We start from the raw sequence: 13,632 nt of genomic DNA, 5'->3' as shown, positions 1-13,632 counted from the left end.
TCAGCTCCGGGCGGGCGTGGCCCCGTTGGCGAGCCATACCGCCAGCTCCATCTGGATCCGGCGGGCCGCTTCGGCCGCGGCGCGGTCCTGGGCGTCCTGCTGGGCTGCGATGGAGGCGTAGGGCTGGTCGGCCGAGTCGTAGGTCAGCTCGACCCGCACCTGCCCCCGCTTGGCCACGGCGTTGGTGGCCGTGCTGAACAGGGCGTAGTTGGCTTCCAGCACGTACTCGTAGCGGGTCGCCACGTTGTCGACGCGGATGCCGCGAGGATAGCGCGCCTCGCCGAGACCCAGCTCCATGCGGTAGGTGGCGGGCCCGGCGCGATTGCGGCCCAGGGCGTCGTCCAGATGCTGGCGGATCAGGAACCCGGTGCGGCCTTCCGGCGCCACCACGTCGATCGCCGCTAGGTTTGAGGTCACCCCCGGCTGCCCGTAGAGCGGCGTGAATCCGCAGCCGGCCAGACCGGCCGCGCCGACCACCAGCGCCAGGGCGAGAGCAAGACGGCTGCGCATCGTCAGGCGGCCACGATGTTCACAATGCGGTCCTTCACGACGATCACCTTCCGGATGGTCAAGCCCTCAAGGCGCCGTGCGATCTCCGGATCGTCAAGCACCATCTTCTCCACCTCGGCTGGCTCGGCGCCCGCAGGGGCCGAAATCTCGCCCCGGCGCTTGCCGTTGACCTGCACCGGAAGGACTTTGACCGCGTCCTCGGTGAGGGCGGGATCGAACGTCGGCCACTCGGCTTCCACCAGCATTCCGCCGCCGCCCACCCGAGCCCAGCACTCTTCGGCCAGGTGCGGGGTGAAGGGCGCGATCAGGCGAGCGAAGGCGCTCAGAGCCTCGTGACGCGCGGCCAGCAGGGCCGGGCTCGCGCCCTCCGCCGGATGCGCCTTCAGCGTGTTCAGGAACTCGTAGAGACGCGCGATGCCGGAGTTGAAGCGGAAGCTCTCGATCGCCTCCGTCACGTGCTTGACCAGCTTGTGGGTGGCGCGGCGCAAAGCGTCGGCCGCCTCGTCCGTTTCACCCGCAGCGCCGGCGTCCGCCGGCTGGCTGTCGAACTCGTCCCAAACCCGGTTGACGAAGCGCCAGGCGCCTTGGACGCCGCCGCTGGTCCATTGGACGTCCCGCTCGGGCGGGCTGTCGGACAGCACGAACAGCCGGGCCGCGTCCACGCCGTAAACGTCGAAGATCTCGCCGGGCGCCACGGTGTTCTTCTTGGACTTCGACATCTTCTCGATGTCGCCGATCCGCACCAGCTCGCCGGTGTCCACCATCTTGGCTTCGCGCTTGTTGCCGGTGGCGGTGATCTCCACCGCGCCGGGCTCCAGCCACTCGCCGTTTTCGCGCCGATAAGTCTCGTGGGTGACCATGCCCTGCGTGAACAGGCCGGCGAACGGCTCGCGCACGCTCAGCATGCCCTCGTCCGCCAGCGCTTTGGTGACGAAGCGGGCGTACAGCAGGTGCAGCACGGCGTGCTCGATGCCGCCGATGTACTGGTCGACGCTCATCCAGTAGTCGGCCGCCGCCTTGTCGACTGGATCGGCCGCGTTCGGGTTGGCGAAGCGTGCGAAGTACCAGGAGCTGTCCACGAAGGTGTCCAGCGTGTCGGTCTCGCGGCTCGCCTCAGCGCCGCATTGCGGGCAGGTGGTGTGCTTGAAGGTCGGGTGACGCTCCAGCGCGTTGCCCGGCTTGCCGAACTCCAGGTCGTCGGGCAGCGCCACCGGCAGCTGGTCGCGCGGCACGCCGACCACGCCGCACTTGCCGCAGTGGATCACCGGGATCGGGCAGCCCCAGCCGCGCTGGCGCGAGACGCCCCAATCGCGCAGGCGGAACACCGTCGCGCCCTGGCCGTCGTTCTGCGCCTCGATGCGGGCGATCGCCGCTTCCTTGGCCGGCTCGATCTCCAGCCCGTCCAGAAACTGCGAACGGAAGATCGTGCCGGGACCCACATAGGCCTCGCTCCCGACGTCGTAGCTCGCCGGATCCTCGCCCGGCGGCAGCACCACAGGGCGCACGGGCAAGTCGTACTTGCGGGCGAAGTCCAGGTCTCGCTGGTCGTGGGCCGGGCAGGCGAAGATCGCGCCCGTGCCGTAGTCCATCAGGATGAAGTTCGCGATCCAGACCGGCAGCTCCCAGTTCGGATCGAACGGGTGCTTCACCTTCAGCCCGGTGTCGTAACCCAGCTTCTCGGCCGTCTCGATCTCGGCCTCGGACGCGCCGCCCTTGCGGCACTCTTCGATAAAGGCCGCGGCCTTGGGGTCGCGCGCCGCGATCTCCTGGGCCAGCGGGTGGTCCGGCGCGATGCCGACGAAGGAGGCCCCGAACAGGGTGTCCGGACGCGTGGTGTAGACCTCGATACCATCGGCCGCCGCTTGCGGCGCCTCGCCGGCGAAGTGGAATCGGAAGCGCAGGCCCTTGGACCGGCCGATCCAGTTTTCCTGCATGGTCCGGACCTTTTCCGGCCAACGGTCCAGCTGCGCCAGATCGTCCACCAGCTGGTCGGCGTACTGGGTGATGCGCAGGAACCACTGGGAGAGCTTGCGCTTCTCGACCACCGCGCCCGAGCGCCAGCCCTTGCCGTCAACCACCTGCTCGTTGGCCAGGACGGTCTGGTCGACGGGATCCCAGTTCACCGTGGCTTCCCGACGGTAGACCAGGCCGCGCTTGAACAGCTCCAGGAACCAGGCCTGCTGCTGGCCATAGTATTCCACGTCGCAGGTCGCGAACTCGCGCGACCAGTCGATGGACAGGCCCAGCTCCTTCAGCTCGGCCCGCATCCGGGCGATGTTGTCGTAGGTCCAGCCCTTGGGCTCGACTCCGCGCTCCATGGCGGCGTTCTCGGCCGGCAGGCCGAAGGCGTCCCAGCCCATCGGGTGCAGCACCGAAAAGCCCCGCGCCCGCTTGTAGCGCGCGATGACGTCGCCCAGCGCGTAGTTGCGCACGTGACCCATGTGGAGACGCCCCGAGGGATAAGGGAACATCTCCAGCACGTAGTACTTGGGCTTGGACGCGTCTTCGCGGGCGCGGAACGCGTCGGCGCTCGCCCAGGCGTCACGCCACTTGGGCTCGGTCTCTTTGGGATTGTAACGGGCCATAGGCTCTTTGGGCTTTAGGACAGGTGTGGCGGACCGGTCAGCAGCCTTGAAGCATCAGGCGCCGACGAACGAACGAGTGGGGCTGGTCTTAGCCCCGGATGTTCGAAAGTCGAAGCTGGCGCGCCCGCGTCAGGATGGCGTTTTCCATGTCCGTCTCGGTCTGGGCGGCCGCCGGCGCGTCCACCCAGTTGCCGCCGGCGTCGCGGGTCTGCTTGAACACCGCGACGTTCAGACCATCGGCGCGCAGGCGCGCGTCCAGGATATAGACGGTGCACTTGAAGCGCTCGTCCGGCTTTTCCGGGTTCACGTACCAGTCGGTGATCACCACGCCGCCGTACGGATCGGCGGAAGCCAGGGGCATGAACGCCAGGGTGTCCAGCGTGGCGCGCCACAGATAGCCGTTCACGCCGATGCCGGTCTGGACGTTGGCGGCCGAGCTGGTGCGGTTCGATCCGCCACCCAGCAGGCGAGGGGCCGAGCAGGCGCTCAGGCCGACGACGGCCAGGGCCATGGCGCCCATCGACACGCGCCGCATCCAAACTCCGCGCACAAACGGCATAAGCATCCGTCTCCTAATGAATCTCTCCGCGCGCTCGTGCGAGCGCCACGGCGCCGCCCCGCGCCGCGCCCTCTATAACAACGGCCGCAAGGACGCCAAACAGGAATCGCGTGACCTCGCCGCCACAGACTCAGGGTGATCTGACCACCAGGGAGCCAAACCGCCGCGGCGGCGGTTGACCTGTGGACGGAGGCATCTCTAATCGAGCTCAACCGTTACAGATTTGGGTTCGCCCAGGTCTGTGATCGCGGGGCTTAGGGGCTATATAGTGCGTATGCTGCGTTGTCGGACTGCTGTGCTGCTTGCTGCAGCCGCGCTTGTGAGCGCGGCGGCCGGCGCTGCGCAGGCTGCTGACGGCGCGAAGGGCAAGCGCGTCGACTTCACCGTGAAGTCGGAACAGGCGACCACCGCCAACCAGGGCGCGGTGAAGTGGGACGCTCGTAAGGGCCGCTGGGGCCTGACGCTGAACCTCGACCAGCCGGACGCTCGCCCGTCCAACCTCAACGACATTCAGGCTGGCGCCTACTACCGCATCACGCCGTCGCTTCGTGTCGGCGGCGCCGTGGCGCTTGGCGACCAGCAGGTCGGCCCGGGCCCGAAGAAGATCACGCCGAACGAGGGCCAGCCGCGCGTTCGGCTGGAATCCAGCTTCAAGTTCTAAGGCCGTCGACGGCCGCCACGCCCGCCAGGCCCGCGTCCTTCAGACGTCGGGCCGTTTTGCTGTTCACGCCCCCCAACGCATAGATCGGCAGGCGCACGCGCCGCGCCATCGCAGCCAGCCGTACGGGCCCGATGGGCGCGCCCGCGCTTGGGCTGCGTGAGGGAAAGACCGCCGACACCACCGCCGCGTCCGCGCCCCAGCCGCCGGCCAGATGCGCCGCCCATTCGGAATGGGCGGCGGTGGTGACGATCCAGCCCGGCCTGCCGCTCTTCAGCGCCCGCGCCCGCCGGGCCAGGCGCTCGGGCAGGTGAACGCCGTCCGCCCCGACGTCCCAGGCCAGCCGGTGATCGGCCCCGATCAGCAGGACCAGACCGCGCGCTGAAGCAAGCTCCCGCAGGCGGCGAGCGACGTTCAGCGCATCGGGATCGCCGAAAGCCCGAAACACCACGCCCGCGCCTGACGGAAGCGTGTCGGCCGCGGCGAGGGGATCTGGCGTGCGCACCGGATCGGTGAACAGCAGCAGGCGCGGCAAGGCCTTCCGGATGGCGGGCGGGCGCTTTAAGAGCGCAGCCGTCCTCTGCAAGGTCCAGAAGCCCTCCGAAATGGCCGTCTCTCCTCAAGATCCTGCCGCCGCCTACCAAGACGTGGTGGCCCGGATCGCCCGCGCGGCGCAAGCCTGCGGCCGCGATCCGTCTTCCGTCGCCCTGGTGGCGGTCTCCAAGACCCAGCCGTGGGAGGCGATCGAGCCCGTGCTTGCCGCCGGCCAGACCGTCTTCGGAGAGAACCGGGTGCAGGAAGCCATGTCCCGCTGGGAAGGCAAGGCGAACGGCCTGGAGCTGCGGCTGATCGGTCCCTTGCAGAGCAACAAGGCCCGCGAGGCGGTCGCCTTCTTCGACGTTGTGGAGACCCTGGACCGCGAAAAGCTCGCCCGCGCCCTGGCCGACGAGATCCAGAAGCAGGGCCGCCGTCCGCGCCTCTATGTCCAGGTGAACACCGGAGAGGAGCCGCAGAAGGCGGGGATCATACCTGCCGACGCCGACGCCTTCATCGCCGCTTGCCGCAAGACCTACGGCCTGGAGCCGGAGGGGCTGATGTGCATCCCGCCGGCAGGCCAGCCGCCGGGTCCGCATTTCGCCCTGCTGGGCAAGATCGCCGAGCGGAACGGACTGTCGAAGCTGTCCATGGGTATGAGCGCCGACTTCGAGACCGCCGTGCGCTTCGGGGCCACCAGCGTCCGCGTCGGCTCGGCGGTGTTCGGCGAGCGCGCCTAGCCGCGGATCTCCACCGCATCGCCCGGCTTGGCGTGACGGAGCAGCTCCTCGAGGTCCTCCCGAGCGACCGCCACGCAGCCTTCGGTCGGCGTGTAGTTCTCCCGGGCGACGTGCAGGAAGATCGCCGAGCCCATGCCCGCCTCGGGCGGATCGTCGTTGTGCCCCAGCACCACGATGAGGTCGTAGACGTGATCGTCCCGCCAGAGCCGCTCGGCGCTGGCCGAGTAGGGCAGGGTCACAGGGCGGTTGTAGTTCGGATCGTCCGCCGCATCACACCAGCCGTCATGCTCCGAGATCGCCTCGACCGGAATGGCGGTCTGGGGTGGCGGGCTTCGGTCGGGTCGCCAAAGCACCCGGCGGATCGGCCACACGCCGGCCGGCGAGGCGCCGTCGCCTTCGCGCTTCTGATCGGCCGGAACCACGCCCGCCGGGCCCAGGGCGCAGCGCACCTTGCGCTCCCCGATGTCGAGCAGGCCGTCAGCGGTGGCGGTGAAGTTCACGGCGGCTCCTGAAAACTTTTTTGCCCTCGGGCGGCAATACGGTGCATGTTTCACCGCATGGCTCAACGCAAGACCCTACTCATCGTCGACGATGACGCGGACCTGCGCGGCGCAGTCGCGGAGCAGCTCCAAACCGAAGACTTCCGGACCGTCGAGGCGGGGACCGCCCGCGAGGGCGTCCGCCTGGCGCAGGAACATCGTCCCGACCTCGTGCTGCTGGACGTGGACCTGCCCGACATGGACGGGCGCGACGCCTGTCAGGAGATGCGCCGGGCCGGCGTGGCCGCCCCCGTCATCATGCTCACCGCCGCCTCGGCCGACGAAGACACCATTCGCGGGCTGGAATCCGGGGCCAACGACTACGTCACCAAGCCCTACAAGTTCGCCGTGCTGCTGGCTCGCATCCGCGCCCAGCTGCGCAGCCACGAGCATTCGGAAGGCGCGGTGTTCCGCCTGGGCGCCTACGAATTCCGCCCGGCCAACAAGATCCTGGTCGACGGCCAGCAGCGGAAGATCCGCCTGACCGAGAAAGAGACCAACATCCTCAAGTACCTCTACCGCGCGGGCGAGAAGCCCGTGTCGCGTGAGGAGCTGCTGGCCGAGGTGTGGGGCTACAACGCCGGGGTGACCACGCACACGCTGGAGACCCACGTCTACCGCCTGCGCCAGAAGATCGAGTCCGACCCCGCCAACGCGCGACTGCTGCTCACCGAAGCCGGCGGCTACAGGCTCGCGCCTTGAGTCCCGATGCTCCCCGTCAGGGGGAGCTGTCGCGAAGCGACTGAAGGGGTTCAACGAGCTCGGTCGCGGCGGCGACCCCCTCCGGCCTTCGGCCACATCCCCCTCGAGGGGGGAGGACCTGTGCTACAGCACCAGATCCGCCGTCACTGGCGCGTGGTCGCTCGGCCGCTCCCACTCCCGCACGTGGTCGTGCACGCGGCTGGCGGCCGAGCCCATCCGGAAGGCCGCCTCCCGCAGACCCGGGGTCACCAGGATGTGGTCCAGCCGCAGGCCGCGGTTACTCTTGCGGAAATCGGCGGCGCGATAGCTCCACCAGGAGAACATCTTCTCCGGCTGCGGCGTGGTTTCCCGGGGCAGGTCGATGAAGCCCAGCGAGGCCTTCAGCGCCTCGAACGCCTCAATCTCTACGGGCGTGTGGCTGACCACCTTGGACATGTACTTGTGGTTCCAGACGTCGTGCTCGCCCGGCGCCACGTTCAGGTCGCCGACGATCGCCAGCGGCGCCTTCGGGTCGCGCTTTGACAGCTCAGCCGTGAGCTTTTCGTAGAAGTCGAGCTTGTGGTCGAACTTCGTGTTCACCGCCCGGTCCGGCTCGTCCCCACCCGCCGGGATGTAGAAATTGTGGATCTCCACGCCCGCCACCGTCGCGCCCACGCAGCGGGCGTGCCCCTCGCGGCAGACGTTCAGCGGCGGGGCGTCCTCCAGCGGCAGGCGCGAGGCGATGGCCACCCCGTGCCAGCCCTTCTGCCCGGCGATCTTCAGGTGCGGCATCCCCATGGCCTCGAAGGCCTCGCGCGGGAACTCGCCCTCGCGGCACTTGATCTCCTGCAGGCACAGGACGTCTGGGGCGTGCTCGGCCACGAACTTGGCCGCGTGCTCATGGCGAAGACGAACGGAGTTGACGTTCCAGGTGCAGATCCGAAGGCGCATGGCGCTCACATAGGCGCGGCCGCCGGCTTAGGGAACGTGGCAAAAGAAACGCTCGGGCCCTGGAGAAAGCCCGAGCGTTGCAAGTGGGTCTCTCATGCCGCCGCCGGGAGGGGATAGATCCGGCACGGGCCTCTGGCGCGTCCGCCGCGCCTGAGGGCTAGTGACATTAACGCCACGGGCAAAAGAAAAGTCAACCACACGTTTGATTGAGCTTGCCCGTGACTAAACCGTCACAGTTTGCCGCGACCGACATTCTTCTTCCGCGGATCGTTCAGCACGAACAGCGCGGGATCCAGCCCGGAGGCCGGCTGAAGGCCCTGCAGGTTGACCCGCGTCGCGCGGCGCTGGGCGTCCACCACCACCCAGCTGGCCAGGCGCAGCGGGTTGTCGGCGAAGGTCAGTTCGATCTGGCCGGCGGTCTGCTTGCGCAGGTCGCGGGCCACCAGGGTGAAGCCGTCGGCGGCGCGGCGCACCTGAACCACCTGCACCCCGCGATCCAGGCGGATGTTGCGGGCTAGGAACAGGGACAAGGGCGTCGAGCTCAGCGGATAACTCGAGAAGCTGTTCAGCCGGCCGTCCTGCACCGCCACGGTCGAGCCGTTGGACACCACCAGCAGGCGCGACGGCGCGTCATAGGCGAAGCGCGCCTTGCCTGGGCGCTGCATGAACAGGGTGCCGGTGGTGGTGCGGCCGTTGCTGTCGGTCTGGGTGAAACGGCCGCGCGCGCTGGTCAGGCCCTCCAGATAGGCGACGGCCCGGTCCACCAGCTGCCGGTCGGCAGCCGACAGGCGGCCTTGCGCCAGGGCAGGGGCGGACACGGACGCGGCCAGGGCGCCGGCGAGACTGCCGAGGGCGAGGCTGCGGCGGGTGAGGCTCATTCTTTGCTCCATGGGCGGGGGTCTAGCGCGCCGGCTGGGCGGCAATAGGGCCTCTCTGAGGCGGCTCGTGCAACGCTCACGCTTCGGCTACCGTTCCCGCTCCATGGACATGATCGCCCAGCTGGAAGCGCGGATGGCCAAGGCCGCCGCCGAGGACGACTTCGAGACCGCGCAGGCGCTGAAAGACGCGATCGAGCGCCTCAGGCGCGGCGAGTCCAACCTCGTGGAGCAGCAGCCCGGCAGGATGGGCCTGGGCTCCAGCCAGGAAGCCTATGTGCGCGATCCGTCGAAGCCCCTGCCCAAGAAGCCCGACTTCATGACCCGAAACGTCTCGCCGGGCGGTCGCCGCCGGCGCTGAGACTTAGGGCGGCGGGCCGACCAGGATCTCGCGCTTGCCGGCGTGATTGGCGGGGCTGACGACGCCTTCCTGCTCCATCCGCTCGATCAGGCTGGCGGCGCGATTGTAGCCGATCTGCAGCCGACGCTGGACGTAGGAGGTCGAGGCCTTGCCGTCGCGGGTGACGATCGCCACCGCCCGGTCGTAGAGGTCGTTGCTGTCCCCGGTGTCGCCGCCGAAGCCGAGGTTCGGCTCGTCGCCGCCCTCCTCGTCGCCGCCCGCGGTGACTTCCTCCAGGTACTGCGGCTGGCCCTGCTCGCGCAGGAACTTGGCCACCGCCTCCACTTCGCCGTCCGACACGAACGGGCCGTGCAGGCGGGTCACCCGGCCGCCGCCGGCCATGTAGAGCATGTCGCCCTGGCCCAGCAGCTGCTCGGCGCCCTGCTCGCCCAGGATGGTGCGGCTGTCGATCTTGGACGTGACCTGGAAGGAGATCCGGGTCGGGAAGTTAGCCTTGATGGTGCCGGTGATGACGTCCACCGACGGGCGCTGGGTGGCCATGATCAGGTGGATGCCGGCGGCGCGCGCCATTTGCGCCAGGCGCTGCACGGCGCCTTCGATGTCCTTGCCGGCCACCATCATCAGGTCGGCCACCTCGTCGATGATCACGACGAGATAGGGCATGGGCTCGGGGACGATCTTCTCGGATTCGTAGATCGGCCGGCCGTTGTCGTCGAACCCGGTCTGCACCGTCCGCTCGAAGTGCTCGCCCTTGGCCAGCGCCTCCTTGGCGCGCTCGTTGTAGGAGCCGATGTTGCGCACGCCGATCTTGGACATACGCCGATAGCGGTCCTCCATCTCGCGCACGGTCCACTTCAGCGCGACGATGGCCTTCTTGGGGTCGGTGACCACCGGGGCCAGCAGGTGCGGGATGCCGTCGTAGACGCTGAGTTCCAGCATCTTCGGGTCGATCATGATCAGCCGGCACTGCTCGGGCGGCAGCTTGTAGAGGATCGACAGGATCATGGCGTTGACGCCCACCGACTTGCCCGAGCCGGTAGTGCCGGCGATCAGCAGGTGGGGCATCTTGGCGAGGTCGGCGATGTAGGGCTCGCCGCCGATCGTCTCGCCCAGCGCCATGGGCAGGTTCTGGCTGCCGCGCTCGTATTCGCCCGCCGCCAGCAGGTCGCGCAGGAAGACGGTCTCGCGCTTCTGGTTCGGCATTTCGATGCCGATGGCGTTGCGGCCCTGCACCACCGAAACGCGGCAGGCGGCCACGCTCATCGACCGGGCGATGTCGTCGGCCAGGGCCACGACGCGGGCCGACTTCACGCCGGCGGCCGGCACCAGCTCATACAGGGTGACGACAGGGCCCGGACGGATCTGGTCCACGTGGCCGCGAACGCCGAACTCGGCCAGCACGCTTTCCAGCAGCTGGGCGTTCTGGCGCAGCGCCCCTTCGTCGAACTGGGCCGCGCGCGCCTTCGGCTTGGCCAGCATGGCGAGCTCGGGCAGGCGGAAGCCGCCCGGCTGAACGAACTCGAAGGTCGACTGGGCTTCGCGCTGCTCGCGGGTGCTTTCCTTGGGCGCGGGCTTGGGCGCGCGGACCTTCGGCTCGCCGGAGGCCAGCTCCGGCTCGTCGTCGTAGTCCGCGACAGGAGCGATCGGCGCAATGGGCGCAGCCGGCGCCGCCAGGGGCGCTGCGGCGGGCGCCGCGGCGGCGGCGCGGGGGGCCGGATCCAGCGCGGCGGCCGGGATGCCTTCTTCCACCGGCTTGCGGCGGGGCGTGCGGGCCGGCTTGTCGCTCGACGCTCGGGGCGCGGCGCCGGCCGGGGTCGGCACCACCTGCGGCTTGGGCTGCATGCGGGCGTGCAGCCAGGCGCCGGCGCCCTGCAGGTCACGGCGCGACAGCCCCACGGCATAGCCCAGCGACACCGCCGCCAGCACGGCGAAGAAGATGCCGGAGATCCCTGTGGCGCCGGGCAGGCGGGCGAACGACAGCAGCCCGGCGAAGCCGTGCATCAGTCCATCGCCCCAGAAGCCGCCCAGCCCCTTGGCCAGCGGCCAGGCCTGCGGCGGGGCGGGCAGGGCCAGGGCCGCAGCCAGCGACAGCACGCCGATCAAGCCGGCGATGGCGCGCAGCCGCAGGTGCCCGCGGCTGTCGTCCGGATCGGCGGAGGCCGCGCGGGCCAGGCCCAGGATCACCATCAGCAGGGCCGCCATGCCGGCGGCCAGGCCCAGCGACTGCACCCCGATGTCGGCCAGGGCCGCGCCGGGTCCGCCCAGCGCGTTGGTCGGCTCGTTGACGCTGGCCGCGTTCAGGCTGGGATCGCCGGCGTTGTAGGTGGCGAAGGCCACCGCCAGGGCCACGCCCAGCGACGCTGTCAGGCCGCCGCGCAGGCGGGCCGTGTTCGGATGCGCCCAGATCAGTCCCGCAATGTGCAGGATCAGTTCCGTGCCCGTCTTCCGCGCCGCCCGCGCCATGCCGCCCACTCCTGAAGGATTCAGAGCCCCTTTTGCGGGCGGGACGGTTAATGGGCGTTTACTCTGCCCGGCGCGGACGTGTTGCGGCGCGTTGCCGCTTCCGCTTGAAGGCGCTGCGCATTAGGGTCCGGCCCCATGACGTGGAGCATGCCTCGCCCGGTTCTGCAGCTTGTCGCCGGCCTTCTGGGCCTGCTGGCCGCCGCCGCCTTCGCCCTGGGCGTCATCAACGCCCCGCACCGTGGACGCTTGCCGGGCGAAAAGCCGGACAGCGCCGCCTCGGCGGGCGCGGCGATCGAGGCCGAGGAAGCCACCCCGCTCAGCACCGAACGGATCGAGGGTCCGCCGCCGCCGCCGGAGCTGACGCCGGAAGAGAAGGCCAAGCTGGAGGCCGAGGCCAAGGCCAAGGAAGAAGCCGAGGCCGCGCGCCGCGCCGAGCAAGCCGCATCTGCGCCGGCCAGCCCGACGCCGACGACGCCCGCTCAGCCGGTTCAGCCGCCCGCCGACCGGGTCGGCGACCTGCTCGACGGCGTCACGCCGCCGCCGGCCGACCCGCCGTTCTAGGCCGCTACTTCCCCGGCGCGACGCCGTTGGCCGCGAAGTGGGCGAGCATCCGCTTCCAGCCGTCTTCCGCCGCGGCCTGGTTGAACGACGGGCGGTAGTCTGCGTGGAAGCCGTGCTGGGCGCCCGGATAGATCACGATCTCGCTGTTCGTCTTTCCGGCCGTCTTCAACGCCGCGCGCATCGCCTCGACGTCGGCCAGCGGAATGGCCTGGTCCTGTTCGGCGTAAAGGCCCAGCACCGGCGCCTTCAGGTCCTTGGCCACATCCACCGCAGCCCGCCGGCCCGGATCGTTCGCGGGGGCCGGACCTGAAGCGGTCAGGCGGCCGTACCAGGCGACCCCGGCGTCGAAGCCGAGGTTCTCGGCGCAGGCGAGCCACACGATCGTCCCGCCCCAGCAGTAGCCGGTGATCGCCATCTTCGAGGTGTCGGCGAAAGCCTGGCTCTTCAGGTAGGCCGTGGCCGCCGCCACGTCGCCCAGCACCTGCCCCTGCGTGGCCGTGCCGACGATCCGCATGATCTCCGCGCGGTCCTCGAGCTTGGAGGGATCTCCGGCGCGAACAAAGAAGTCCGGCGCGATCGCCACATAACCCGCCTTGGCCAGGCGGCGGCAGACGTCGCGGATGTACTCGTGGACGCCGAAGATCTCGGAGACGACCACCACCACCGGGTGCTTACCCCCGCCGGCCGGCCGGGCCAGATAGGCGGGGATCTGCCGATCCTTGGCCGCCAGCTGGACCGTGGCCGTGACCAGCCCAGCCTCGTCGGTCTTGATGGGCGCCGCCTCGGCGGAGAAGGCGGCCACGGCGTATCCGCCCGCCAGGGCCAGGGCGACGCCCCGCCGCGACAGATCAAGATCGCCGGACTGGGTGCCTTCGGGTCGGGTCAGGGTGACCATCTTGGGTGTCTCCGCCTTGGGGGATTGCGAGAGAAGTGAGGCGGCGATCCTGCTGCGGCGCTTTGTCTCCGTAAAGCGGCTTCGCGACAGCGGAACTGCAGGGCGGCGTCGGCGTCTTGCCGCCATGGACCTGATGAAGCCCCTCAGCCTGCGCCGCCTGACCGCCGGGGAGGGCGCACTGGCCGCTGAGATGTTCGGCCCGGCGCTGGATCCGCTCAGGGTGCGTCTGTTCGCCCTGCCGGTCTGGAACCGCGCCTTTGTCGCAGGCCCCCGGCTGATGGTCTGGCCGGCGCGCGCGGCATGGCGCGACTTCAGCCAGGCGCCCCTGGGCCTGCAGGCGGTGTTCGTTCACGAGCTGACGCACGTCTGGCAGGCGCAGAACGGCGTCTCGCTGATCATGGCCAAGTTTCGCGCCGGCGACTCCGAGGCCGCCTACGCCTATGACGCGGCCGGCGCGGCCGACTTCGCCCGGCTGAACATCGAACAGCAGGCCATGGTGGTGCAGCACGCCTTTCTGGCTTCCCGAGGGGCGGCGACCCCGCATCCAGCCCAGCTCTATGCGCAAGCAAGCTTGGCTTGGCGGCCCAGGTGAGTCATGTCCTTGTCAAGATTGGGGACATTCGCCCTTGCAGGCCGCATAGGTTTCCCCATATCGGCTGCGACGCTGGGCGACCAGCGGAGAACTGATCGAACCGGGGACGTCGCAAACAAGGCGCTTCC

The 13,632-nt window shown here is 69.6% G+C and carries 15 protein-coding genes; 6 read left to right on the top strand and 9 right to left on the bottom strand.

All coding sequences use genetic code 11. The features are described 5' to 3' along the window. From lptE to DJ018_RS04970, 3 genes are all read right to left on the bottom strand, one after another. Window positions 1–510: an LPS assembly lipoprotein LptE gene (gene lptE / locus DJ018_RS04980; protein WP_111513754.1), complete on the bottom strand. Its 510-nt coding sequence runs from the start codon at window positions 508–510 to the stop codon at window positions 1–3. A gap of 2 nt (window positions 511–512) precedes the next feature. Further along, window positions 513–3,095 (bottom strand): leucine--tRNA ligase, encoded by a 2,583-nt coding sequence (gene leuS / locus DJ018_RS04975; RefSeq protein ID WP_111513753.1) that lies wholly within the window; start codon window positions 3,093–3,095, stop codon window positions 513–515. Between the two features lie 88 nt (window positions 3,096–3,183). Then, window positions 3,184–3,654, bottom strand: a complete 471-nt coding sequence (locus DJ018_RS04970) for a DUF3576 domain-containing protein (protein WP_111513752.1) — start codon at window positions 3,652–3,654, stop codon at window positions 3,184–3,186. Window positions 3,655–3,973: 319 nt separating this feature from the next. On the opposite strand from DJ018_RS04970, the gene DJ018_RS04965 reads away from it, so the two are divergent. Continuing rightward, the gene (locus DJ018_RS04965) at window positions 3,974–4,315 is read left to right on the top strand and encodes an NtrZ family periplasmic regulatory protein (protein ID WP_111513751.1); all 342 of its coding nucleotides are present in this window, start codon (window positions 3,974–3,976) and stop codon (window positions 4,313–4,315) included. Here the strand turns inward: DJ018_RS04965 and DJ018_RS04960 are convergent. Then, window positions 4,305–4,847: a thiamine phosphate synthase gene (locus tag DJ018_RS04960; protein WP_240609455.1), complete on the bottom strand. Its 543-nt coding sequence runs from the start codon at window positions 4,845–4,847 to the stop codon at window positions 4,305–4,307. The two genes, DJ018_RS04965 and DJ018_RS04960, sit on opposite strands and share 11 nt — an antisense overlap. Before the next feature lie 70 nt (window positions 4,848–4,917). Between DJ018_RS04960 and DJ018_RS04955 the strand changes: the two genes are divergently transcribed. Beyond that, window positions 4,918–5,586: a YggS family pyridoxal phosphate-dependent enzyme gene (locus tag DJ018_RS04955; RefSeq protein WP_111514683.1), complete on the top strand. Its 669-nt coding sequence runs from the start codon at window positions 4,918–4,920 to the stop codon at window positions 5,584–5,586. On the opposite strand, the gene DJ018_RS04950 is transcribed toward DJ018_RS04955, so the two are convergent. Continuing rightward, window positions 5,583–6,086 (bottom strand): L,D-transpeptidase family protein, encoded by a 504-nt coding sequence (locus DJ018_RS04950; protein ID WP_111513749.1) that lies wholly within the window; start codon window positions 6,084–6,086, stop codon window positions 5,583–5,585. The genes DJ018_RS04955 and DJ018_RS04950 overlap by 4 nt on opposite strands. Before the next feature lie 57 nt (window positions 6,087–6,143). On the opposite strand from DJ018_RS04950, the gene DJ018_RS04945 reads away from it, so the two are divergent. Then, window positions 6,144–6,827 (top strand): response regulator transcription factor, encoded by a 684-nt coding sequence (locus DJ018_RS04945; RefSeq protein WP_165842797.1) that lies wholly within the window; start codon window positions 6,144–6,146, stop codon window positions 6,825–6,827. Between the two features lie 123 nt (window positions 6,828–6,950). Here DJ018_RS04945 and xth read toward each other — a convergent pair whose 3' ends face one another. Continuing rightward, a complete protein-coding gene (gene xth / locus DJ018_RS04940; RefSeq protein WP_111513747.1) occupies window positions 6,951–7,757 on the bottom strand; it encodes an exodeoxyribonuclease III in 807 nt (268 codons plus the stop codon). Between the two features lie 230 nt (window positions 7,758–7,987). Further along, entirely contained in the window at window positions 7,988–8,635 is a 648-nt protein-coding gene (locus DJ018_RS04935; RefSeq protein WP_111513746.1) for a LolA family protein, read from the bottom strand. 67 nt (window positions 8,636–8,702) lie between these two features. Between DJ018_RS04935 and DJ018_RS04930 the strand changes: the two genes are divergently transcribed. Further along, window positions 8,703–8,993, top strand: coding sequence for a UvrB/UvrC motif-containing protein (locus DJ018_RS04930; protein ID WP_165842796.1), 291 nt, complete (start codon window positions 8,703–8,705; stop codon window positions 8,991–8,993). 3 nt (window positions 8,994–8,996) lie between these two features. Here DJ018_RS04930 and DJ018_RS04925 read toward each other — a convergent pair whose 3' ends face one another. Beyond that, entirely contained in the window at window positions 8,997–11,456 is a 2,460-nt protein-coding gene (locus tag DJ018_RS04925) for an FtsK/SpoIIIE family DNA translocase (protein ID WP_111513744.1), read from the bottom strand. Between the two features lie 147 nt (window positions 11,457–11,603). Here DJ018_RS04925 and DJ018_RS04920 point away from each other — a divergent pair, with 147 nt between their 5' ends. Further along, window positions 11,604–12,017, top strand: a complete 414-nt coding sequence (locus DJ018_RS04920; RefSeq protein WP_133254222.1) for a hypothetical protein — start codon at window positions 11,604–11,606, stop codon at window positions 12,015–12,017. A gap of 4 nt (window positions 12,018–12,021) precedes the next feature. Here DJ018_RS04920 and DJ018_RS04915 read toward each other — a convergent pair whose 3' ends face one another. Further along, complete coding sequence (locus DJ018_RS04915) at window positions 12,022–12,912, bottom strand: dienelactone hydrolase family protein (RefSeq protein WP_111513742.1); 891 nt, start codon at window positions 12,910–12,912, stop codon at window positions 12,022–12,024. 133 nt (window positions 12,913–13,045) lie between these two features. On the opposite strand from DJ018_RS04915, the gene DJ018_RS04910 reads away from it, so the two are divergent. Then, window positions 13,046–13,504 carry a hypothetical protein gene (locus tag DJ018_RS04910; RefSeq protein ID WP_111514682.1) on the top strand — a complete coding sequence of 153 codons (459 nt, stop codon included), beginning with the start codon at window positions 13,046–13,048 and terminating at the stop codon, window positions 13,502–13,504. Window positions 13,505–13,632: the final 128 nt, after the last annotated feature.

This window comes from Phenylobacterium deserti, from assembly GCF_003254705.1.
Lineage (GTDB): Bacteria > Pseudomonadota > Alphaproteobacteria > Caulobacterales > Caulobacteraceae > Phenylobacterium > Phenylobacterium deserti.
Note: the sequence above shows the minus strand (reverse complement) of the source record. Positions and strands in the feature narration are given on the sequence as shown.